The 23,317-nt window shown below is 37.7% G+C and carries 23 protein-coding genes; 7 read left to right on the top strand and 16 right to left on the bottom strand.

The genetic code is table 11. From position 1 onward, the window contains the following. Positions 1-27: 27 nt before the first annotated feature. The 10 genes from CRO54_RS09405 to CRO54_RS09360 all read right to left on the bottom strand — a co-directional run bounded on the left by CRO54_RS09405 (position 28) and on the right by CRO54_RS09360 (position 9,297). On the bottom strand, positions 28-786 hold the full coding sequence (locus CRO54_RS09405) for a Rossmann-like and DUF2520 domain-containing protein (protein WP_097131308.1): 759 nt from the start codon (positions 784-786) through the stop codon (positions 28-30). Further along, positions 786-3,254, bottom strand: coding sequence for a heme lyase CcmF/NrfE family subunit (locus tag CRO54_RS09400; RefSeq protein WP_097131306.1), 2,469 nt, complete (start codon positions 3,252-3,254; stop codon positions 786-788). The genes CRO54_RS09405 and CRO54_RS09400 overlap by 1 nt, the downstream gene beginning before the upstream one ends. Next, entirely contained in the window at positions 3,254-3,709 is a 456-nt protein-coding gene (locus CRO54_RS09395) for a cytochrome c maturation protein CcmE domain-containing protein (RefSeq protein ID WP_097131304.1), read from the bottom strand. Before CRO54_RS09395 ends, CRO54_RS09400 begins: the two co-directional genes overlap by 1 nt. Before the next feature lie 155 nt (positions 3,710-3,864). Next, positions 3,865-5,286: a Glu/Leu/Phe/Val family dehydrogenase gene (locus CRO54_RS09390; protein ID WP_097131302.1), complete on the bottom strand. Its 1,422-nt coding sequence runs from the start codon at positions 5,284-5,286 to the stop codon at positions 3,865-3,867. Positions 5,287-5,425: 139 nt separating this feature from the next. Beyond that, positions 5,426-5,644 (bottom strand): CcmD family protein, encoded by a 219-nt coding sequence (locus tag CRO54_RS09385; RefSeq protein WP_097131300.1) that lies wholly within the window; start codon positions 5,642-5,644, stop codon positions 5,426-5,428. Positions 5,645-5,649: 5 nt separating this feature from the next. Further along, positions 5,650-6,306 (bottom strand): cytochrome c biogenesis protein CcsA, encoded by a 657-nt coding sequence (ccsA, locus tag CRO54_RS09380; RefSeq protein WP_097131298.1) that lies wholly within the window; start codon positions 6,304-6,306, stop codon positions 5,650-5,652. 102 nt (positions 6,307-6,408) lie between these two features. After that, complete coding sequence (locus tag CRO54_RS09375) at positions 6,409-7,071, bottom strand: heme exporter protein CcmB (RefSeq protein ID WP_097131296.1); 663 nt, start codon at positions 7,069-7,071, stop codon at positions 6,409-6,411. A 127-nt stretch (positions 7,072-7,198) separates the two neighbouring features. Continuing rightward, a complete protein-coding gene (locus tag CRO54_RS09370; protein ID WP_097131294.1) occupies positions 7,199-7,921 on the bottom strand; it encodes a ZIP family metal transporter in 723 nt (240 codons plus the stop codon). Between the two features lie 57 nt (positions 7,922-7,978). Beyond that, positions 7,979-8,566, bottom strand: a complete 588-nt coding sequence (locus tag CRO54_RS09365; RefSeq protein ID WP_338065626.1) for a phosphatase PAP2 family protein — start codon at positions 8,564-8,566, stop codon at positions 7,979-7,981. Then, on the bottom strand, positions 8,566-9,297 hold the full coding sequence (locus CRO54_RS09360; protein ID WP_097131290.1) for a class I SAM-dependent methyltransferase: 732 nt from the start codon (positions 9,295-9,297) through the stop codon (positions 8,566-8,568). Before CRO54_RS09360 ends, CRO54_RS09365 begins: the two co-directional genes overlap by 1 nt. A 390-nt stretch (positions 9,298-9,687) precedes the next feature. On the opposite strand from CRO54_RS09360, the gene glmM reads away from it, so the two are divergent. The 4 genes from glmM (at position 9,688) to CRO54_RS09340 (ending at position 15,153) form a co-directional block, all read left to right on the top strand. Further along, the gene (glmM, locus tag CRO54_RS09355) at positions 9,688-11,076 is read left to right on the top strand and encodes a phosphoglucosamine mutase (RefSeq protein ID WP_097132321.1); all 1,389 of its coding nucleotides are present in this window, start codon (positions 9,688-9,690) and stop codon (positions 11,074-11,076) included. A gap of 89 nt (positions 11,077-11,165) precedes the next feature. Next, positions 11,166-12,314: a cysteine desulfurase family protein gene (locus CRO54_RS09350; protein ID WP_097131288.1), complete on the top strand. Its 1,149-nt coding sequence runs from the start codon at positions 11,166-11,168 to the stop codon at positions 12,312-12,314. 633 nt (positions 12,315-12,947) lie between these two features. Further along, positions 12,948-13,250, top strand: coding sequence for a DUF485 domain-containing protein (locus CRO54_RS09345; RefSeq protein ID WP_097131286.1), 303 nt, complete (start codon positions 12,948-12,950; stop codon positions 13,248-13,250). Further along, the gene (locus CRO54_RS09340) at positions 13,240-15,153 is read left to right on the top strand and encodes a solute symporter family protein (protein WP_097131284.1); all 1,914 of its coding nucleotides are present in this window, start codon (positions 13,240-13,242) and stop codon (positions 15,151-15,153) included. The genes CRO54_RS09345 and CRO54_RS09340 overlap by 11 nt, the downstream gene beginning before the upstream one ends. Positions 15,154-15,265: 112 nt before the next feature. Here the strand turns inward: CRO54_RS09340 and CRO54_RS09335 are convergent, their stop codons facing one another. Both CRO54_RS09335 and CRO54_RS09330 read right to left on the bottom strand, forming a co-directional pair. Beyond that, the gene (locus CRO54_RS09335; protein ID WP_097131282.1) at positions 15,266-15,817 is read right to left on the bottom strand and encodes a DNA-3-methyladenine glycosylase I; all 552 of its coding nucleotides are present in this window, start codon (positions 15,815-15,817) and stop codon (positions 15,266-15,268) included. Positions 15,818-16,021: 204 nt separating this feature from the next. Then, entirely contained in the window at positions 16,022-16,678 is a 657-nt protein-coding gene (locus tag CRO54_RS09330) for an oxidoreductase (RefSeq protein ID WP_097131280.1), read from the bottom strand. Positions 16,679-16,815: 137 nt separating this feature from the next. Here CRO54_RS09330 and CRO54_RS09325 point away from each other — a divergent pair, with 137 nt between their 5' ends. The 3 genes from CRO54_RS09325 (at position 16,816) to CRO54_RS09315 (ending at position 19,622) form a co-directional block, all read left to right on the top strand. Further along, positions 16,816-17,025 carry a hypothetical protein gene (locus tag CRO54_RS09325; RefSeq protein WP_097131278.1) on the top strand — a complete coding sequence of 70 codons (210 nt, stop codon included), beginning with the start codon at positions 16,816-16,818 and terminating at the stop codon, positions 17,023-17,025. Positions 17,026-17,295: 270 nt separating this feature from the next. Beyond that, a complete protein-coding gene (locus CRO54_RS09320; protein WP_097131276.1) occupies positions 17,296-18,618 on the top strand; it encodes a cytochrome ubiquinol oxidase subunit I in 1,323 nt (440 codons plus the stop codon). Beyond that, complete coding sequence (locus CRO54_RS09315) at positions 18,618-19,622, top strand: cytochrome d ubiquinol oxidase subunit II (RefSeq protein ID WP_097131274.1); 1,005 nt, start codon at positions 18,618-18,620, stop codon at positions 19,620-19,622. Before CRO54_RS09320 ends, CRO54_RS09315 begins: the two co-directional genes overlap by 1 nt. 267 nt (positions 19,623-19,889) lie before the next feature. On the opposite strand, the gene CRO54_RS09310 is transcribed toward CRO54_RS09315, so the two are convergent. The 4 genes from CRO54_RS09310 to CRO54_RS09295 all read right to left on the bottom strand — a co-directional run bounded on the left by CRO54_RS09310 (position 19,890) and on the right by CRO54_RS09295 (position 23,267). Further along, a complete protein-coding gene (locus CRO54_RS09310) occupies positions 19,890-21,437 on the bottom strand; it encodes a M20/M25/M40 family metallo-hydrolase (protein WP_097131273.1) in 1,548 nt (515 codons plus the stop codon). A gap of 81 nt (positions 21,438-21,518) precedes the next feature. Next, the gene (locus CRO54_RS09305) at positions 21,519-21,974 is read right to left on the bottom strand and encodes a YciI family protein (RefSeq protein WP_097131271.1); all 456 of its coding nucleotides are present in this window, start codon (positions 21,972-21,974) and stop codon (positions 21,519-21,521) included. A gap of 12 nt (positions 21,975-21,986) precedes the next feature. After that, positions 21,987-22,436, bottom strand: a complete 450-nt coding sequence (locus tag CRO54_RS09300; RefSeq protein ID WP_097131269.1) for a nuclear transport factor 2 family protein — start codon at positions 22,434-22,436, stop codon at positions 21,987-21,989. A 63-nt stretch (positions 22,437-22,499) separates the two neighbouring features. Beyond that, on the bottom strand, positions 22,500-23,267 hold the full coding sequence (locus CRO54_RS09295) for an NADase-type glycan-binding domain-containing protein (RefSeq protein WP_097131267.1): 768 nt from the start codon (positions 23,265-23,267) through the stop codon (positions 22,500-22,502). Positions 23,268-23,317 lie beyond the last annotated feature (50 nt).

Genomic DNA, 23,317 nt, shown 5'->3' with positions numbered 1-23,317 from the left:
GCAGCTAAAACTAAAAAACAGTATGATTTACCCTTTTTTAATCTGCTCGCTTAGTAATTTATATATTGTTAACCATTCGGGATGTTCTTGAAGCATTCCTTCATGTTTTTTTAAGGTCTGCTCATCATTTCTTACCGCTGGACCAGTTTGTACTTCCATAGGTAGCGCAGTTTGTATTTTGTTGGCAGTTTCGATAATCAAAGGTTTAATGATATCGAAATCCAAATGATTTTGTGCTAATAACTGTTGTGCAACGCCATAAAGGTAGTTAGGAAAATTACAGGCAAACACAGCTGCCAAATGCAAGGTCTTTCTTTGCTCGCTATCTACTTCGTAAACACTTTTACTGATCAGCTTAGCCAGTTGTTTCAGCGAATCAAGATTACTCGTATCATTTGCCTCTAAACAAAGTGGAACATTGCCGAAATCTAACTCTTTATGTTTGGAGAAAGTTTGCAGCGGATAGAACACACCATAGTTTTTGTGATTTGACAATACATCTATAGTAACAGCTCCAGAAGTATGGGCAATTAATCCGCTATAGTTCACTAATTGTGAAGCCACTGTTGCAATGGCATCGTCTTTCACCGAGATCAGTACAGCGTCACTATCATCAGTATTAATTTGAGAAAGCTTGGTAACGGCAATAGCATCAACTTTGTTGGCTAACATTTGAGCGTTTTCTAAGTTGTACGACCAAATATTGAGCAATGTTACATTCGCATTCCTCAGCGCTTTGGCTATGTGTGTAGCTACATTTCCCGAACCTATGATAGATACTCGCATTAATCTGTTTTCAGTTCTTTTTTTCTTCTGATGATAGAAATCAAGAAACCAATGACCATTACGATAGTACCAATCCAATATAAGTTGATATATGGGAATTCGATAGACTTAAATACTAACCAGTCTTTAGCTTGTTGAGGTTTCTCAAAAATCTGGAGCTCAAATTTATTCTCTTCAGGGATAATTTTAGTAAATCTAACTCTAAAACCTAGTTCGTCAATTTTACGGGCAAAATCAAAAGTATTATTGCCTTTAATTAAGAATAGCGGTTCTACGTTATAAATTTTGCCACTCACGTTGATTTCTAAAGGTAAACTTACTGCTAAGTCTTCTTTTTCTATCTTTAAATCTCTAACAATAGGTTTATTGTTTAATGATTTTACCGTTAGGATACCACTGCTAGTATGAACTGTATCACCAACTTTTAGCGCAACAATACGAGGAGCTTTATAGTTCTCTTCTTCTGTGTGCCCTTCGTGGTCAGCGTGTTCTTCTTTTTTCTGTGCAGCGCTGGTAATGTGGGTGTAAATATCTTTGAATAAGTAATGTTTAGTATCTGGAGAAGCAATTAAACCCATTTTTCCATTTTCTTGGATACTCGGGTTAAGTGTAAAATCTTCCTTTACCTTGCCATTTTCTTCGTCAATTACTCTAAAGTTCAACTTGTAATAAGTATTTGGCTGAATGGTAGTGTCGCTGATATAAGTAACGGTGTACTTGCCCATTTTCTTAGGCTCGTTCTTATATAACATGATGTTTTCGCCAGGCTTAGCTGCTTTTTCAAAATCCTTAACAGGAATATAGTTGGTTGCGTTAATAGAAATTGGATTGCTTGTAGCTGCGGCAACTAAGGCGCCAATTAACAAGATGGCAAAGCCGATGTGTGCAGTTGCCGAACCAGCTAGTTTGCTTCCTCGTTTAGTAAATACACCAGTAAGTAACCTAGCATTAGCAATTACTGCAAAAATACAACTGAACGTAAGGATAATGTACATTAGGTTACTGTAAATACCAGTTACCCATACTAATCCACCAGTGATAACTAAGGCAAAAACAATAGAGGAAATTAAACTACTGTAGAATTTCTTAGGGTCGGTGCGTTTATACTTCAAAAATTGAGAGAACCCTGAAATTAATGCAATTAACACCGCAAAAGGAGCTTGCCATTGGTTGTAAAATCTTACTGCGTCTTTAATAGGTGCATAATTAGTTCCGAAAGCTGCATTAAATACTGGAACTGACGTAGCGAAGATGATATGGATACAAGAAACAGTAACTACTAAAGCACCAATGAACATCCAGAACTCACGAGAGTAGGTTTCTTCATCTTTGTGCGTAATTGGCAATTCTTTCCATCTATAGGCAACACAGAAAATGGAAATAGCTAAAAACACTCCAATGTAGATAACCAATTGCCAGAACATTCCTAAATCGGTGAATGAGTGAACCGAAGTTTCTCCTAAAATTCCACTTCTGGTTAAGAAAGAAGCGTATAATACTAAAATGAAACTTACTAAAATCAAAGCCATTGCTGTGAAATAAGCATGGCCGGTATTTTTATAGGCAATAATTACGTGTAAACCACCAATTAAAGTTAACCAAGGAATAATAGAAGCGTTTTCTACGGGGTCCCAAGCCCAGAAACCACCAAAGTTAAGTGCTTCGTAAGCCCAGAATGAGCCCATTACAATACCTGCACCTAAAATCATGATAGCAAAAGACACCCAAGGCAATACAGGTTTAACCCAATCTTTATAACGTCTTTGCCATAAAGCAGCGATGCCATAAGCAAAAGGAACAATCATACTCGCAAAGCCTAAGAATAACGTTGGCGGGTGTATCACCATCCAGTAGTTTTGTAACAAAGGGTTTAAACCACGACCATCAGTAATGAAGCTTAGATAGTTTTTGAAGTTTTCAGGGTCGGCAAAAATAGGAGCCATGTCCTTCAAGTTTACCGCATCTCTTAGTAAGATAAAAGGAGATGAACCAACACGAGCACCAAAAATTTCTACTCCCAATAACATTGAGGTCAAAAATACTTGTGAAAGTGCTACAATGGTCATTACGCCATTTTCCCAAGATTTAGCTTTCCAGATTAGAATAACACCTAACAAAGATTGCCAAAACGCCCACAACCAGAAACTACCTTCTTGTCCTTCCCAAAAAGCGGAAACGATGTAGTAAACTGGTAATTCTTTAGATGAGTGAGAATAAACGTAATTATATTCGTTGTAATGATTTAAGATAAGGTAGAACAGGGTAGCACCAATTCCAATAATGCTGATCACATTAACCCCAAAACCAATTCTTCCCAATTTAGTCCAAGAACGGTCTTCTAAGTTTTTATTTTTAGTAGCAAAAAAATACGCGATGGTAGAAAGTAGTGATGCGCCAAACGAAAGTACGATGAAAAATTGGCCTAACTTGCCCGGAAGGAGGTTCTCTCCAATAAACTGAATATCCATTAAGATTTAGATTCTTTTGTGCTTTTAAGACTCTCTTTAACGCCCTCTTTGATTTCTTTAACTGTTCCGTCTTGGTTTACTTCAACCATATTATCATTGTATTTAGAAGGACATTTCATTAGAATTTTAGAAGCATAGAAGGTATTGTTCTCCATTTTGCCAATCAGCACCAATTTCTCAGACCGTTCAAAATCTTGAGGTTTAGAGCCATTAAGAACTACTTTATTGACTGTGCCAGACTCGTCTTTCATGAAGAAAGCAAAATGGTTTGGATCTTTTACCGCATCATAATACATGCCTTGGCTTTTCTCCCAGTAGCCCATTACATGTTCTTCTCTTTGCGATTCGGTAGCTTCTTTAAAGTTTGAGTAAGAATCGGTATCAGCATTTAAGCTAACTAAAAATCCAATGCAGATTGCAATTGTGATTAAACCGATGATGGCACTTTTTCTCATTTGGTGTGATTTTGAAATACAGCAAACAAAGATAGAAAAACAAAAGAAGGTCAGCTATTTCGGGGCCTTTCTAAAGCATAACGTGACAATCAATTGATAAACAAAAAAGCCCCGTAACATATAAATTACGGGGCTTTGTTTTATTTAGAATCAGTCTAAGGCCAAACGCCTAAGTTCATGTATGAAACGGCAATTTTATCAATTGAATTCACGAAAGCTGCTGTTCTTAAAGTTTTAACTTCTGGCTTGTTGATTAAAGTTTCTCTGATTTCACGGTAAGAATGAATCATAGTATCTTCTAAACCTGAATTTACTAACTCTAATTCTGATGCACCTTTAACAATCATTAAACGGTTCTCAGCTGGAATGGTCTTTCCTGTTAAGCTCTCTAATGTGTTAATTAAGTTTGCATTTGAGTTTTCTGCATAGCGATTTTCCATACGGCCAAAAGCTACGTGTGAAAGGTTTTTCAACCACTCGAAATAAGAAACAGTTACACCACCAGCGTTGCAATACATATCTGGAATAATGATACCACCCATTTCTGTGAAAATTTCTTCAGCTTCTGGAGTACATGGTCCGTTTGCGCCTTCAGCAATCACTTTAGCTTTAATGTTACGGATGTTATCTACAGTAATTTGGTTCTCTAATGCTGCGGGTACCAAGATATCACAATCCTGCTCTAAACCTTCAGCAGAGTTTTTGAAGCCAGTTGCACCTGCGAAACCTAGCAGAGAGCCAGTGCTTTTACGGTGAGCAAAAACATCATCGATATCAAATCCATTAGCATTGTAAATTGCTCCTTCATATTCGCAGATACCTACAACGGTAGCACCGAATTCAATTAAGAATTTAGCTGAGTGATAACCTACGTTACCCAAACCTTGTACAATAACTCTCTTGCCTTCTAAGCCAGCAGTAAGGCCTAATTTTTTCATGTCATCAGCGTGGCTAACACACTCGCGAACTGCGTAGGCTACGCCACGACCAGTTGCTTCTTTACGACCACGGATACCGTGTAAGGCGATAGGCTTACCGGTAACACAACCTAATGCATCTAAAGAACCTGGGTTCATGGTCATATAGGTGTCTGCAATCCAGCTCATTTCGCGTTCTCCAGAACCGTAATCAGGAGCGGGAACGTCGATACCAGGACCGATAAAATTTTTCTTAATTAACTCTGTTGTGTAACGACGAGTGATGGTTTCTAACTCGGCAACAGTATAGTTTTTTGGATTGATGCAGATACCGCCTTTAGCACCGCCGAACGGTACATTTACGATAGCACATTTATATGTCATTAGCGCTGCAAGAGCCATCACTTCGTCTTCGTTTACCATATCGCTGTAACGAATACCACCCTTGGTAGGGCTCATGTGGTGCGAGTGCTCTACACGCCATGCGTCAATTACTTCAAAGCCGTTTCCTCTACGAATTGGAAATTGAAAACGGTATACACTGTTACATGCTTTAATTTGTGCCAACAAACCCTCAGGGTGTGAAGTGAACTTTGCGGCACTGTCGAAGTTTTTACACACATCGGTAAAAAAACTTGTTTCATTTGCTGTACTAGCCATTTTTTAAATTTTTTGGTTTTATGCTTTTACGGCTGCAAAATTGCAGTAAAATAAACCATTCTTGCAAGAATATTTTTCTTAGTGTATGGTAAACACTATAACGTTTCGGTTCAAAAAAATGTTTGTACAGTGTTTAAAATTAGTTTTTGGGATCAGATTTTTTTTCTAACAATTTTAAACGTTTATCTAACAAGAAAAGATAAATCAATAAACCAAATAAAATAATGACGATACAAATCACTACAATGTAAATTTTCCCATCTTCACGCAGTCGGTCTGCCATCTCAATATCGTTGTTTTGAGCTAATAAATTAAGTGAAGAGAAAAGTAAAATAAGTATAGTTAAAAGCTTCTTCATTGTTGTTAAAGTTGTTTGTTTTCTAAAATTTTTGTTCTGAAACGAAGTGTGTAAACCCAGTAGCCCACCAATATCCAACCTAAGCAAGCAGGGTAGAATACCATACGCATTCTGCTATCTAAATCGTAGCTGTTAAAACCTGGATTTCCGCCATTACCAGGGTGTAAAGAGTCTTGTAGGCGGGGTAGTACAAAAAGTAATACCACCATCATTGGAAATGCAAAAATATTGTAAATGGCAGCAATTTTAGCTCGTTTCTGTTCTTCGTCTATCGCGTTGCGTAACACAAAGTAGGCAAAGTATAAAAGTAAAGAGATGGCAGCAAAGTTCTGTTTAGGGTCGAAACTCCAAAACTGTCCCCATGTAAATTTTGCCCAAACGGCTCCAGTTACAATGCCTAAAATCCCGAAAATGATCCCTGCATTTGCACTTTCTACCGCTCTAATATCATCAGCTTCACTTTGTGTGCTTAGAGACCTTACACTATACCAAACAGAAATGGTGAAAAGTACAACCATGGCAAACCACATGGGTACGTGGAAATATAGGTTCCTGATTGTTTCGTTTAGGATAGCTAATCTGGGTACTTCTAATAGCAAACCCGCAATTGAGGTATAGATTACTAAAACAGCGGCTAATATCTTCCACCAAATTCTGTGCATAAGTATTTAAATTTTGAATGATTAAGTTTTGAATGATTGAATAGTGACAGACGTGTGCCTTAACATTTACTCATTCAAAATTCTCTCATTTAATCATTTGTTTTAATCTCGCCAAAGGTAAGGAAATAACAATAAAGCTACCGTCATTACGATTACATTTATCACAGCCAAAAGTCCTATTTCGTCTAAACTTACCGACCTATCTAAGCCATCCATCGCATTTTTAGCAAATTTTATTAATACAATGAGTACAGGGATGATGATAGGAAAGCTTAAAATGGCCATTAGCATACCACCATTTCCAGTTTTTGAGGCAATAGCGGATACCATCGTGAAAATGGTAGAAAAGCTTAGGCTCCCAAGCACTGCCGCAATAAAATACATCAATATATCAGCTCCTTCTGGAAAATCGAATACTAGGGAATAGAATAGCAGAGCGATGACTGTTAATACAATCATCAATAAGCTGTTATAAAGCGTTTTGGCAATAATCAGTGCCGCTGGACTTACTAATGTGTATATATATAACTGTCGGCCTTTGCTTTCCTGAAGGAAACTTTTTGCAATCGCATTAATAGAAGCAAATAACATGATAATCCAAAAAAGTGCATTCCATGTAAGCTTGTCAATAATTTGAAAAGACATGTAGCATACAAAAACAGTAGAAACTACGTAAAGTAAAACACCATTTAATGCGTATTTGGAACGCCATTCTAAAATGATTTCCTTTTTGATTAGATGTTTTACCTGTTGAGCTAGTTGCATTTGCGCAAAGATACAATGATTTACGAGTTTGGATTTACGATTTTAGATTTTTGACAGACTTACGGTAGAAGGCAAATCTATATGTTTGGTATTGAAATCGTAATTCGTACATCTAAAATCGTCAAATCTAATGGCTGTGCCCCGAGAAAAAACCTATAAGAGCAATACCGATACCCAATAATACTGCCAGCATTTTCCGTTTGTTGATTTTATGGTCGGCGCTAGATTCGAACAATATAGTTGTAGATATGTGTAAGAAGATACCAATTACAATGCCCATGATCTTGTTGAAGTAAGCTTCTATCCCTCCCAAGGAGCCATTACTTAGGCCTAAACTTACCCAGTAGCCCAATGGTGCCATTATTGCAAATAAAATTAAATAGAATACAATTGGGCCTTTTTTGATGTGATTTTGAACCAAAATGCTCGCCAATGCAAAAGCAGCAGGAATATGGTGTAAGGCAATACCGAAGATAAATTCGTTATGATGGTCTTTAGCCAAGGGCATACCTTCTAAAAAAGCATGCAAACATAAGCTAATCATAATGCCGTACGGAAATGCATGGGTATGAGAATGTTTGTGGATATGTCCATGTTCCACCCCTTCCGAAAATTGCTCAAGGAAAATCTGCAGTAGGAAGCCAATAAGGATGTAAATGCCAATCTCGTGGCTATCTGAACCATGGTAAGCATCAGGGATTAGGTGTAAAACTGTGATTGCGAAAAGATAAGCACCACTAAAAGACAGAATGAGTTTTAATAGCTGCGATTTATCGTTTTTAACCAAGAAGATAGTCAATCCACCTAAAAAGGCAGAAAAAAATAAAATCGAAAACTTCCAGATTTCCATTAGTTGATATGATTAATATAGTGTCACCTCTATGCTATAGCTTAAACTTGCTAAGATTTAGGTGGTTTCTACAATTGTACGTTTTAAGAACCTTTTTTCCGTATATCTATAAATAGCCGTGGTGAGCATTCCTAGCGATATTCCCAAAATCATCCCACAAAAAACGTCGATAGGGTAGTGTACGCCAACATAAACTTGCGCAAAACTGATAGCTGCTGCCCAGATAATCCCGATAGGTAAAATTGATTTCCATTTACGATAGAAAACTCCTATTAAAAATACAGCAATGCCGAAATGATTGGTTGCATGCGATGAAGGAAAGCTTTTTCCACTTCCACAAGGTACACGATGGATAATTTGGTCTGCCAGAAGTACTTCGTTACAAGGTCTTATTCTGCCCACATTTGGTTTGATGATTTTTGATGAGATACCATCTCCCAAAGCAAAAGTTAAAAGTACACCGCCAATAATATATAGACCAGCTTTTTTATATTGTCTGATACAAAAAATCACTATAAATAAGTACAGGGGCGACCAAAAGAAACGGTTGCGCAACAAAGGCATAATCCAGTCAAAAAAATCGTTGCTTAATCCACGATGTATTTTCAGGAATAGTTCGGTATCAAACTGTAAAAGTTCTTGCATCATGCTTTCTTGCAAACTAGAATTAAGCGGTCAGATTTCAACTCATCAAATTCTTCTAAATGGTAGTTGCCAAATTTCTCTACGATTTGCAAACCACTTTTTTCAAGCATGATTTCAAAATCCTCAAGTAAAAAAGCTTGCACTCTCTCTTCAAAAGCATAATCCTTTAGGCGATGCTCAAAGTTGATGTGTTTGATGATTTTGCCTTCAGATACGAATTTAGAAAGGTGAAACTCGATACCATCAATAGTTTTAATCTCTTGACTGGTTAAGTTTTTGATAATTTTTTGCGTATTGAAATAGTCAATTACAAATGTTCCATCACCTTTCATGCTCTTCCTAAATGCTTTTAAGGCATTCACGTGGTCTTTCTCTGTCTCGAAATAGCCGAAGCTAGTGAAAAGATTTAGCGCAAGGTCAAAATAGTTGATGTAGGACAACTTGCGCATATCATGTACATAAAAATGCAAGTTCTTTTGCTCAAACTGTTGTGCAAATTTAATGTTCTGCTCAGATAGGTCTATGCCAGTAACATCATAACCTTTTTTGTTCAGGTAAATAGAGTGTCTACCTCTGCCACAAGCAATATCAATGATTTTACTATCGGCCTTTGGTTTCAAATGAGCCAATAGATTATCAATTAGCAATTCTGCTTCTTCATCATTTCGGTTGCCATAAAGAATGTGGTAGTATGGCGAATTAAACCAATATTGAAACCATTTGCGCTGCATTTTTACTTGATTTTAAGTCGGCAAATATAGCGTTTATGCAATAATGTTGCAAAAAGTTATATCATGTAAATATAATTAAAAAGTATCATTGGTTTATAGAAAGCAACTTTTAACTTTTAGGTTGAATTACTTTGGTTTAGTGTAGGCATAAAATGGATTTAACTTAGAAAGAACACAAACGTTTGTATTGTTTTTTTGATTAAGCCATTAGTTGCTAGCGTCTTTTGTTCTTTATGCTCTATTAAATCAAATCTATTTTGTTTTAATGCACAGTAATAGAAATAAAAATAAGCACAAACGTTTGTAGTAAGTCAAATATACCTCGTAAATAGTCGATATATGTTTAGCGCACCGCTAATTTTTCTTAATTTTGGACAAAAAATATTCAACTTGACTTTAATTAAATCTATCTCTGGTATTAGGGGTACTATTGGCGGCAAGGCTGGCGATGGTTTAACTCCAATTGATGTTGTAAAATTTACGGCGGCTTTTGGTTCTTGGGTAATCAGCAAAGCTGAACATAAACGAATAGTAATTGGCCGTGATGCTCGTATTTCGGGCGAAATGGTGAATAACTTGGTAATAGGTACGCTACAAGGTTTAGGTATCGAAGTTATTGACCTTGGTCTTTCTACTACGCCTACCGTAGAAATTGCAGTTCCTTTAGAGCAAGCCGCAGGCGGAATTATACTTACTGCAAGTCATAACCCGAAGCAATGGAACGCCCTAAAACTTTTAAACGCCAAAGGTGAATTCATTAGTGATACTGATGGTAAAGAGGTTTTAGAGATAGCCGAAAATTCAGATTTCAGCTTTGCTGAGGTTGATGAACTTGGACAAGTTAGAAAAGATGATACGTACATTCAAAAACATATTGATGCGATTTTAGCACTGCCTTTGGTAGATGTTGAAGCCATTAAAAAAGCAAATTTCAAAGTAGCTATTGACTGTGTAAATTCTACAGGTGGTATTTTTCTCCCACCTTTGTTGAAAGCGCTAGGTATAGAAACTGTTTACGAGCTTTACTGTGAGCCAAACGGACAATTTCCTCATAATCCAGAACCACTTCCTGAAAACTTGACGGAGATTGCAAAGGTTGTTCAGCAAAAAAATGCTGATTTAGGTATTGTAGTAGACCCAGATGTAGACAGATTGGCTTTAGTTAACGAAGATGGCTCTATGTTTGGTGAGGAATATACTTTGGTTGCTGTGGCTGATTACGTATTGAAAAATACGCCAGGTAATACAGTTTCGAATCTTTCTTCTACAAGAGCATTAAGAGATGTAACAGAAAAAGCTGGGCAGCAATATAACGCTGCGGCAGTAGGAGAGGTAAACGTAGTTAACCAAATGAAGGCTACCAATGCGATCATTGGTGGAGAAGGTAACGGTGGTATCATCTATCCAGAATCACATTATGGTAGAGATGCTTTAGTTGGTATTGCTTTGTTTTTATCACATTTAGCTAAATTTGGAAAGCCTATTTCGGTATTGAGAGCAAGTTATCCATCTTATCATATTTCAAAAAATAAGATTACACTTACGCCTGATATGGATATAGATGCCTTGTTGAAAAAGGTAGAAGAAAAGTATCAAAAACAGCCATATAGCACCATTGATGGGTTGAAAATTGAATTTGATAAAGAATGGGTACATTTGCGTAGGTCAAACACTGAACCTATTATCCGTATTTACAGCGAAGCAGAGAATGAAACTACAGCCGAAAACTTGGCACAGAAAATCATCTCTGATATTAAGGAGATATTGCAGATAAGCTAAGGGGTTAATTGTTGGAATCGGTAAATTGTTTAACTGACAACTGTCTACTGATACCTGACCACTGAATAAAAACTAACACACTTATAAAAATGAAACGAGTTTATTTAGACAATGCCGCTACCACACCGCTCGATCCGGTTGTAGTTGCAGAGATGACCAATGTAATGACGAATTACTTTGGAAATCCATCTGCAATACATGCCTTGGGACGTGAGGTGAGAACTTTGGTAGAGAAAGCACGTAAAACGGTGGCTACGCTGTTAAATGCATCGCCTTCCGAAATTTTCTTTACTTCTGGTGGTACAGAGGCTGATAATACAGCTATCCGTTGTGGAATTGCTGCTTATGGTATTAAGCATGCTATCACTTCTAAAATTGAGCATCATGCAGTAGAGCATACCTTAAATATGTTGCTTAAAGACGGTGTTATCGATAAATTAAGTTTTGTTAATATAGATGAAAAAGGTAACGTTGATTATGCGCATTTAGAAGAATTGTTGCAAAACAACGACCGTACTTTTGTTTCCTTAATGCATGCCAATAACGAGTTAGGTACGTTAACCGATATGCAAAAAGTAGGCGATTTGTGTGAAAAATACAATGCGATTTATCACGCAGATACCGTGCAAACTATGGGGCATTATACGCATGATGTTCGTCAGTTGAAGGCGCATTTCATTGTTTGTGCTGCACATAAATTGCACGGGCCAAAAGGTGTAGGTTTCTTGTATGTGAATAATAGTATCAAGATTCCACCAATGATTTATGGTGGTGCCCAAGAGCGTAATATGCGTGGCGGTACCGAAAATGTGTACGGAATTGTGGGCTTGGCAAAAGCTTTAGAAATTGCCTATACAGAAATGGAGGCGCATCAAAAACATGTACAAGAACTGAAAGATTACATGAAAGCACAGCTAATTGCCGAAGTTCCAGGTATAGCTTTTAACGGCGAAACTGATGCTGATAAGAGTTTGTACACAGTATTGAACGTTTCTTTTCCAGAAATGGATATGGCAGATATGTTGTTGTTCAATTTAGATATCAATGGTATTTGTGCATCTGGTGGCAGTGCCTGTTCATCGGGTTCAAACATTGGCTCACATGTGCTAAACGGTATTAAAGCTGATCCAAATCGCCCTGCGGTACGTTTTTCATTCAGTAAATACACTACTAAAGAAGAAATAGATTATACACTTGAAAAAGTGAAGATGGTGGTTAAGCAAAATGCTTTAGCTTAATCATCTTCAACTCGTTCGAAAGAGAGAAATCGCTAGGTTTCTCTCTTTTGTTTTTTAACTCTTTTGAAGAGTAAGTTCCTGTATTCTTATCTTCCTGCAGTCCTGCTTTCCGCTATAATCTTTTTGCTCGCTCTGCCTTTCATCGTTGTCCTGCTGAGTTTATCGAAGCATCTACACAATAGCAAGTATCCTTCGACAAGCTCAGGATGACACGGGCAAAAAGTATTTCCGCTGCAATCAGGTCTAATTAACGAAATTCAATCCTTCGAAGCCAAATTGCCCTACACAATTTTTAAATAATTTTTGGCTAAAGCCCTTTTCTTATTGCCAATCCGCACCATAAATGGGACGGCAATGAATTAGTATAAAGAAATTCATTGCCGTTCGGCTTTAGCCAGCAGATTATTTTAAAGTACAGTAGAAATTCATTGCCGTTCGGCTTTAGCCAACGGAATATCAAGGTTAGAATATGGCTTTAGCCAAAATCGATGTTTTTAAAAATTGATTTCCTTGTTTATCGCCAAAACATTAACTAAACTTGGTTTTTTTTATTAGTATTGTATTTAAACCCATTGTTGATTGTCAACATAAAAACAAATTAACCATTATAAATCTTTCGAACCCCTTTTAGTTATGCATGTAAACAGCACAACCGAGGAAAAGGAAATCGTAACACGACAAAAGTCGAAACTAGGTGTACGATTATTTTTCGTTTACTTAATCTGCTATGCAGGTTTCGTTGCACTCGGCGTTTTTAATTACGAACTCCTATCCACAACCGTATTTTCTGGTTTAAACCTAGCCGTAGTTTATGGCATAGGATTAATTGTATTTGCCGTTATTATGGGCATTATCTACAATTATTACTGCACTAAATACGAAGATGATGCTGAAAGAGCTGATAAGCTAACGAAGGAGGATACCAATGATTTATGATATTTCAATTACCGCGTTAATCTTCTTTTGCATTTTCGTTGGACTAGTACTGGGACTATCGTTCTATTTCGGACGTAAAAAAAGTGATTCCTCTTCATACTATGCTGCCGGAGGACAAATTCATTGGGCGGTTAACGGTATTGCCTTCGCTGGCGACTACCTTTCTGCCGCATCCTTCCTAGGTATTTGCGGAATGATAGCCATTGCTGGTTTCGATGGCTTTTTATACGCCATTGGATTTTTAGCAGGTTGGATTGTGGCCCTGTTTTTAATTGCCGAGCCATTCAAAAGATTAGGGAAATACACCTTTACAGATGCTTTAAATGCTAAATTCAACTCTAGAGCCATCACGCTATCTGCATCAATAAGCACGTTAATCATTTCTGTATTCTACCTTATTCCACAAATGGTAGGAGCAGGTGATTTGGTAATGCCTTTATTGGGCTTGCCTCACTGGGTGGGCGTAATCTTAGTTGGTGCCATTGTAATTGCTATTGTAGCAAGCGCAGGTATGGCTTCCACTACTTATGTGCAGTTTTTAAAAGGTGGTTTGTTGATTGTTCTTTCGGTAATATTAACAGGGTATATCCTTAAAAATGGACTATCATTATCGCCAGGTGGAAAAGAAAATCCTTACCATAAATTTATAGAGCTAACTCCGAAGATAGAAGGTGATAAAGTAACTGCTGTAACTAATTGGAACTTGGAAAGCCAACAGGTTGTGGGTGGGAAAACCTTTGTCAAATTAAACCAAAATGGTGTAGATAGGTGGTTTTATTTAACTGAAAAGGATGGTAAGCAAACGCTAAAAGAAACGCTAACCATTGTACAAAAAGCAAATGGAGAGAAACTATATAATGGAGAAACGAAAGACAAAAGGAAGTTTTACCAAGTTGGTCATTTAAGCAAAATCATTGTTAATGGTAAAGAAGTAGAAAAAACGGGTGCTGTTGGACCGTTCGAATTTCTTTCTACCATTAAAGAAAGTGAAGTAGTACGCTTTTTACACGCTAAAATAACAGATGGTACCGACCAAGTTTCGCTGTACTATCCTGAAATTACCTCAGGTACTAAATTCATGTTGCCAGGTTTAAAATATAAAATCGGTACAGATGCTAGTTTGTGGAGTAAATTAGACTTTGTGTCGCTGATGCTAGCTTTGTTCTTGGGAACAGCGGCATTACCACATATCCTTATTCGCTACTATACGGTAAAAACACCTCGTGATGCTCGTAAATCTACTATTTTGGCTATTGCGGCTATTGGAGGTTTCTACATTCTTACTTTGTTTATCGGTCTTGGGGCAGGTGTAAATGGAGTAATGGATGTAGAATCTAGTAATATGGCAGCTCCTTTATTAGCGAAGGCTTTTGGAGCAGTATTATTCTCCATTATTTCCGCCGTAGCTTTCGCAACCGTATTAGGTACGGTAGCAGGGCTAATCGTGGCTTCTTCGGGTGCCATCGCTCACGATTTTATCGATATTTATTTGAAGAAAAACCTAAGCGACGACAATAAAGTAAAAGTAGGCAAGATAGCAGCAGTAATAGTGGGTGTATTCGCCATTTTATTGGGTATGGCATTTAAAGGGATCAATGTTTCTTTCCTAGTAGGTTGGGCATTTGCTATTGCCGCATCAGCTAATTTGCCAGCAATCCTATTTTTGTTATTCTGGAAAAGAACTTCTTCAACGGGTATTTCCGCATCAATTGTGGTGGGCATTGTATCATCGTTAGCTATTATTTTAACTTCTCCAACTATGTGGGATAAATATGGTTTAGGTGCTGAAAATTCAATGCACCAGTTGGAAAATCCAGCCTTGATTTCCTTTCCGCTAGCAGTGTTAACGGTTTATGTGTTTTCGATACTTTATCCGAAAAAAGATGTTAAGGTAGATAGCTGATGTTCTTCGTCATTTTGACGAAGTATGAGGAGAAATCTAACGAATAGAATTTTGCAATTTGCTAGATTTCTCTCTGCGTTCGAAATGACGACTAACTTTATTCCTTTGCAGATTACTGACCAACCCACTTCGGATTGCTCTTCAAAACCTTTGCATGGACAGCGCAAGAAGTATCATGAGCGCCTTGTAAATAACCGATGCTCATTAAAAACTCGCCAACAATTTCGCCACCGGTAAACTTGAAAGTCTTCTTAAATAGCTTAATCCATTCTGCTTTGGTTTTTGGATGATGATGTTCCAGCCATTTCTCGAAACTGCCAAATTCCTGCTGTAATTGAAGGATGGTTTTGGCATTTTCTATCGCGGCGTTAACCTTTAACTTATTGCGGATAATTCCAGCATCTTGTAATAGACGTTCTCGATCAGATTCGGTGAAATTAGCTACCTTATTCACATCGAAATTGGCATAAGCATTTCTAAAACCATCTTCCTTTTTTAAAATGGTTTCCCAGCTTAAGCCTGCTTGGTTAATTTCTAAAATCAATCTGCCAAATAGCTCATTATCATCATTGATAGGAAAGCCATAATGGTTGTCGTGATAGTTTTTATGTAAAGCCTTACGTTCTTCAGGCTGCATATTGGGAATTGCACTACAATAACTCATATTAGTATAGGTGTTTATTTCCTGGTAAAAATAAGCATCCCACTGACAACCCTATGGCAGTTGTAAAATTTTTATTCTCTTTTTTGTCTAAACACCCCACCCGTTGGGCACCCCTCTAAGAGAGGGGAATTTTGCGTTATGATATTCCCCTCTCCTAGAGGGGTGGTCGAAGACCGGGGTGTTTAATTAATTATAGAAAACATGCTATTTGACAAGTTCCTTCATTTCCTCCCAATGATAAACTTTAGCTTTCTCTACAGGTTGTTGTGCGGCTTTAATCATCGCCTTCGCAATATTTTCGGCAGTAATTCCTTTGTATTTATTCAATTTGCCAACCAATAACAGATTTGCTATGGAGAATATTTTAATGAATATCCTTTCTAGGGGTCTGCTTTCTTCCCTGTTGCCCATAATCATCGATGGACGGAAAATATGGGTATGGTCAAAGTCAACTGCAATAACATCTCTTTCTGCCTCGCCCTTTGTTTTGGTATAAAAGATGGACGAATTGGCATTGGCACCTACTGCTGATACCAACATCACTGAAGTAGCTCCATTTGCTTTGGTCAATTGAGCTGCCAGTACGGGGTAATCGTGGTCTATTTGGTAGTATTCTTTTTGATTGGGGGTTTTCTTTTTTGTAGTGCCCAAAGAGATAAAAACATCATCGCCAAATAAATATGCCGCGTTTTGAGCTAGACTATGATAATCGGCAATAACTATGTTTAGTTTAGGGTGTTGAACGTTCAGCGGCTTTCTAACCACAATAGTCACCTCACTATAAATATCGCTTTGCAATAAATCTCTTAACAAATATCCGCCTATAAAACCACTGGCGCCAAAAAGGATTGCTTTCTTCATTTTTTGAAATTGATGTATGTTGTTACAAACAAACTTAAAACGGAGATTGTTAGATAACCGTACCAAAACTTAAAGATCATGGAACCATCCCAATTCATTGGGATAGCTTCATTACCGTTAAATAAAAATTATAAATTATGGAAAATAAAGATAAGAATAACAAAGAGAAAGAAGTTAGAAACGACCTGATTGATATTGATGATACGAAGCCAACGAGGAAAGAAGAAAACATTGAATCTACTTCGTCATCCACCATCACTACTAATTTTACTAAAAATCATCCTCGTAAGCACGAACCTCTTGGAGGCGGCCACGAGCCAGGAACCACGCCTGGAACAGGTGTTTAATAGAAAATAATTGTTTGAATTTAAACCACGGCTATAGTCGTGGTTTTTTGTTTAGCGATGTTTAACAATAATGTAAATAGGCGGGGATGAATTAGCTTTCCAGAACATGATAGCTTGTTTTATTTTTTCTAATAGAAAATAAATCTATTTACAGGAGATTAGTTTAATTTATAAACGTTCTATATTTCAAATATTTATGTTAGCCGAGGGTACGGTCTTAGTACTTAAGATGTGAAGGCTTATATTTGTTCAGTCCCAATCCCCTAATATATGGATGATTTTTTAGCCGCCCGTTCACAGATGGCCCTTTCATTGGGCTTCCACATTATTTACGCTTGTATTGGTATGGTAATGCCATTTTTTATGGCTGTTTCGCATTACAAGTGGTTAAAAACCAATAACGAAGTTTATAAGCATATCACGAAGGCTTGGAGTAAAGGCGTTGCCATTTTCTTCGCCACTGGAGCAGTTTCTGGTACTATGCTGTCTTTCGAACTGGGTTTGTTATGGCCCAAATTTATGGAGCATGCGGGTCCAATTTTCGGAATGCCTTTTTCATTGGAGGGTACAGCATTTTTTATCGAAGCCATTGCTTTAGGATTTTTTCTTTATGGGTGGGAAAAACTCAATAAATGGTTCCATTGGTTTACTGGAGTGGTAGTTGGAGTAAGTGGCTTGGCATCAGGAATTTTGGTAGTTGCTGCCAACGCTTGGATGAACAGTCCGGCCGGTTTTGATTATGTAAATGGCGAATACACCAATATAGACCCAATTAAAGCGATGTTTAATGATGCCTGGTTTACGCAAGCTTTGCACATGTGTTTAGCGGCGTTTACTGCAACGGGTTTTGCTGTAGCTGGCGTTCATGCGTTAATGCTGTTGAAAAAGCAACACAACGATTTTCATTACAAATCATTTAAGATAGCGGCTACTTTTGCTACTATCTGTGCACTATTGCAACCTATTAGTGGCGATATTTCTGCGAAAGATGTAGCTCAGCGCCAGCCAGCCAAGCTTGCGGCTATGGAAGCTTTGTACAAAACAGAAAAACCTGCGCCGTTAATTATTGGCGGCATTGTAGACGAAAAAAATAAAACGGTAAGTAATTATATAGAACTCCCAGGAGCCCTGAGTTTTTTAGCGCATGGTGATTTTAATGCCGAAGTAAAAGGCTTAGATCAAATTCCGGAAGACGAACATCCACCAGTAGCGATAACCCATTACGCTTTTCAAATTATGGTAGGTTTGGGCTCGGTAATGATGCTCATCTCGATCATTTACTTCTTCATTTTATGGAGAAAGAAAACGATACTTACCAGTAAATGGCTATTAAAGCTCTTCGTTTTTGCAATCCCTTTAGGTTACATAGCTTTAGAAGCAGGTTGGGTAGTAACCGAAGTCGGTCGCCAACCTTGGATCATCAATGGTATTATGCGAACTATTGATGCGGTAACCCCAATGCCGGGTATAGCTTGGTCATTCTATCTGTTTTCGGCTATTTATTTCTCATTGAGCTTAATCGTTATCTTTTTGCTGTATCGACAAATTAAAATGGTTCCAGTGCTTTACAAATCCTCAAATATCGATCAATAATGGAACAAATAGTCATTGCTTTTTTATGTTTAGCAATTCTGCTTTATTTCTTGTTAGGCGGTGCCGATTTTGGAGCCGGAATTATTGAGCTGTTTACTTCAACGAAGAACAGAAGCCGCACTCGTAAAACGATGTATCATGCTATCGGGCCTGTTTGGGAGGCTAATCACATGTGGCTCATTATTGCCATTGTGATTTTGTTTGTCGCTTTTCCGCGTATTTACACTACCATGTCGGTGCATTTACACATTCCTTTGGCCGTCATGTTAATTGGAATTATTGCGAGAGGAACTGCTTTTGTTTTTAGACATTACGATGCTGTTAAAGACGATATGCAATGGTTGTATAACCGTATTTTTAGGTATTCGAGCTTTCTTACTGCTTTGTTTTTAGGGATTATTGCTGGAAGTGTCTTGTCGGGAAAGGTAGATCCAGACGCCACCAACTTTGCTGATGCCTATATTTTTAGTTGGTTCAATTGGTTTTCTATTTCTGTTGGTTTGTTTACTACAGCTTTGTGTGGTTTCTTGGCCGCTATTTATTTAATAGGAGAGTGTAAAACGGAAGAAGATCAAAAGCGCTTCATTAAAAAAGCAAAGTATATGAATTTCGCTGCGGTAGTTTTTGGCGCAATGGTGTTCTTTAGTGCTGCTATGGAAGATGTTCCTTTGATGAACTGGGTAGTTTACAACAAAGTTGGATTAATGGCCGTGATTTTGGCAAGTCTGTCGCTGGTATTGCTTTGGTATTTGTTGCTAAAAGGCAGAACGCAGATTTTAAGGATATTGGCTGGTTTTCAGGTAACGATGATTTTGGTTGCCATCAGCTATGCTCATTTTCCCAATTTTATTCGTTTAAAAGGAGGTGGTGTAATTTCGCTTTACAATACAATTGGCCCAGAGAAAACGGTACAAAGCTTAGGCTGGGCTTTAGTTTTGGGAAGTTTTCTAATTTTGCCTTTCTTAGGTTATCTGTTTTATAAGTTTCAACAGAAGGAAGAGTGATTCTTGTTTTAAACACCTAAGCTACCTTAGCTCACGTTAGCTTTTGGATTTGAACCATTAAGAGATGAAGGTCCGTGAAGACTTAATTCTTCTTAAATTCTTAATGTTTAATTTTTTCTTTTATTAGCCACATAGCCTTAGTTAACTCTTCGTTTATATGTGGTTAATTAGGTTTTACTTTTTTGAGAAAGTAAAGGTTTGTAAATGAAAAACCACCTAAGAAAACTAAAATGAACTAAGATATCTTAGGTGGTATAAAAAACAAAATTAATCTACACCGCCCTTACGGATTGCTTTTTTCTGTTCCGGCCAAGTTACTTTCTGTCCGGTTCTTGGGTTAATCTGTAATTCTGCTCTTTCTGTAGTGAATTTCTCAGGGTCTTCACAAGCCATGTAAACCATAATTGCAGCTAAAATGGCATTGTTTCTAATCTCTTCAAAAACCATTTTGTCGTAGCTATCACGATTGGTATGCCAAGTGTAAGTGCCATAATCCCAGCTGGTGGAACTTAATGAGAAGCCCGGTGCGCCAACAGCTACAAATGAAGCAAAATCTGAACCTCCAGCTCCGGGAATACCAGGAAATGAAGTCTTGATTTGATTTTTGATGGTATCGGGAACTTTAGCTAACCAACGAGTTAAAAACTTTTCTGAGTTAGAGAAGCCCTGTCCGGCAAGATTTACCACACGGCCTGTTCCATTGTCTTGGTTAAATAAAGCTTGTAGGTTCTTTACAATTTCGGGATGGTCTTCCACAAAAGCCCTCGAGCCATTTAAACCTTGTTCTTCGCTACCCCAATGCCCTACTAAAATGGTACGCTTAGGGTTTGGATAGAATTTTTTCAAAATGCGCATAGTTTCCATCATTAAGATGGTTCCAGAGCCATTATCTGTAGCGCCAGCAGAAGCATCCCAAGAATCTAAGTGAGCTGATAGCATTACATATTCGTTGGGTTTCTGTTTACTTTTCAATTCAGCAAGGGTATTGAAGGTTGGCACTAAACCTAATTCTTTAGATTCTGAAGTAACATTTAACACAGGTTTTGAACCATGTTTTGCTAAACGGAACACCAATCCGTAATCTTCTACAGATAAATTGATGGTAGGGATTTTCTTGGTATTGGCGCCGAAAACTTTATCAACCCCAAAACCTTGCGACCAGTTATTGATAACTATCGCCGCTGCACCTGCGTTTTCTAGAGCTAAGGCTAAGTCTTTTGCCTTCAAGCCTGTTTTGGCTAAATTGTCGTTGAAGCTTTTTAAGGCAGCAGCTTTCTCTTTTTTGTATTTTTCAAATAGGTCTTTCGTGGCAAACTCTTCCCAGTTTTTATCTGGACGACCAGAAATTTGATTGTGAGCTATCAAAACCAATTTACCTTTTACCGCAGGTAACCACTTTTGGAAGGACACAGAATCTGTAATGCTTTCTGGTAAAATAATCGCTTCTGCATTAATAGCTTTGCCATTGGTAGATGGGCTCCAAGCCAATTGTGTAGCTTCCAGTGTTCTTAACCGTGGGCTAACCAAATCTACATGAGTAACTCCACGTTCCCAGCCACGCCATTGTCCCCATTGCTCATTTTTAGCGCTAATGCCCCAATCTGCATATTTCTTAACTACCCAGTCATTAGCTTGTTTCATTTGTTGCGTGCCTACCAAACGAGGGCCAACAACATCTAGTAATTCGTGGGCTAGTTTCTCTAATTGAGAGTTTTCATTAGCCTCTTTGATGATATTGTCTACTACTTTGTCTTGTGCGAAAACAAAAGACGAAGTAAATAACAATAAGCTTGGTAAAAGTAGTTTTCTTTTCATTTTAGGTTATTCTATTTAATAGAATTCTAAATTAACTATTAAGTCAGTTGATAACCTTTTGTTAATAGAAATGTTGCACTCTTAATGACTGCTTTTTTGCACTTTATCGTGGTAAGGTAGGTATTCTGGCAAAGCTGCAGAACCATACCAATTGAAAATTTCGGCATCTAGTAGTTTAGCGCTTACTGCGGGGTCGGTAGCCAGCCAACTTTTTGCTTCTTCTAATGATTTGGTGTTGAGGATGAAAATGCCACGATATTGTTTTTCATTTTTTGCCAAAGGTCCAGCAACTACCAATTTATTTTCTCTGGCTAGTTTCTCGATATTGGCCATATGTCCTTTGAAAAGGCTGTCGGTTTGTGCTTTGGTTGCCGTGGTATTCAGCCCAGTTTTAAGAATCACTAACACGTACATTTTCATGCCGTAGTTGTCTGCTCCTAATTTTTTGGCTAGTGCTTCATCGTACTTTGGTTTTTCTTGTGCTTGACAGATAAGTCCAAAACCGAGCATCAATATAAAAGAGAATAAATTTTTCATTTTAAGGATTTTTTAATGCTGTTTAACATCGTTATACTGCCAAAGCACATTAATGATCTTCCAAGAACCATTTAATTTAACAAGGTGCATATAGTCTATCCATTCGTCGGCGATGAGCTTTACCGAGGCTGTTCGTTCTGATATATCTAGAAATTTAACTTCTTTTTTTGGGTTGATAGGGAATTTATCACCTTTGGTATTGTAGCTTTCAGCAAGCAAAACCATCGATTCTGTAGAAGTTTCCCTTACGTAATCTTTGCCAGTAGCTTTGTCTTTCCAAAAAGTACGTTTAACCATTCTTGGATGTAAGGCACGTTCCATTTGTGCGGCATTTGGTTTGTGCTGTGATTCGATGTAGTCTAGTGCCGCCTGCTTAATGGCTAAAGAGTCTCGTTTTGATTGCGCTAGCGCAGTGAGCTGTAGGAATGATAATAATGTAAAAATAGCTAGTAGATGTTTCATTTGATGGTCTTAATTTGATATTAAAATTAAGAAATGTTTTTGAATGAAGCACTTTAAGCAATATCAATGAACATCAATTCCATCGAAATAGATTTCAGTGATGGCGGTGTCGTCAAATTTCTGCCCTTTATAAACATCAGTGATTTCGAACTTAAGCTTCCATCTCGGTTTTAATTGAAGGGCTTTGTAATTTGCTCTATTTCCATTTCCAATAGGTTGCTTCAAGGTGAAGATTTGCTCCCGACGCGTATCCTGTAGATTGAGTAAGGCTAAAGGCTTTCCATCTAAGTATACCTTTAGTTGTTTTACTCTTGAGTTTTCGTTCCAAGCCTTTGCCGACTTTACATAGCCATTTACCACAATGATTTTCGTAATTCTTGGATTCTCTGGAGGGAAATCGTAAGTAAGATCTTCGCCGATACCATAACCTGGAACGCCTTCTACCCAAGCGGTTTGGTAGCTAAGGTCATTTGCGTTTTTGGCAACATAGTTAACGCTGCCTTGTTTGCTCAAAGTAGACGATGCTGCTGCTGTCTCTAACCCACCGCCACAATACCAACTGCACCCAGGAACTAAAATATCCCAGTAATTCTCATCTTCGGAGCAGTTTTTCAGCTGTTCTTTTTCGCTTTTAGAAAGTTTTTCTTCGCCACCTTTTGCTACTTGCGCCCACAAAATTTCGCACTGTTTTAAGCGTTTGTTGAAAATGGCTTCTCCTTCTGGACTTTTGTCAATCAATATCCCTAAAGTAGGATTCAGTACAATTATTTTTTCTGTAGGAGCATAAATGGCGACAAAGCAGATGATTGCCGAGAGGATGAAAAGTTTCATAGCAAGGAATTTTAACTGTACCAAACCTGATTGAAGGCGGCAACGCCCGA

This window comes from Pedobacter xixiisoli (genome assembly GCF_900215335.1).
Taxonomy (GTDB): Bacteria; Bacteroidota; Bacteroidia; order Sphingobacteriales; family Sphingobacteriaceae; genus Pedobacter; species Pedobacter xixiisoli.
Note: the sequence above shows the minus strand (reverse complement) of the source record. Positions and strands in the feature narration are given on the sequence as shown.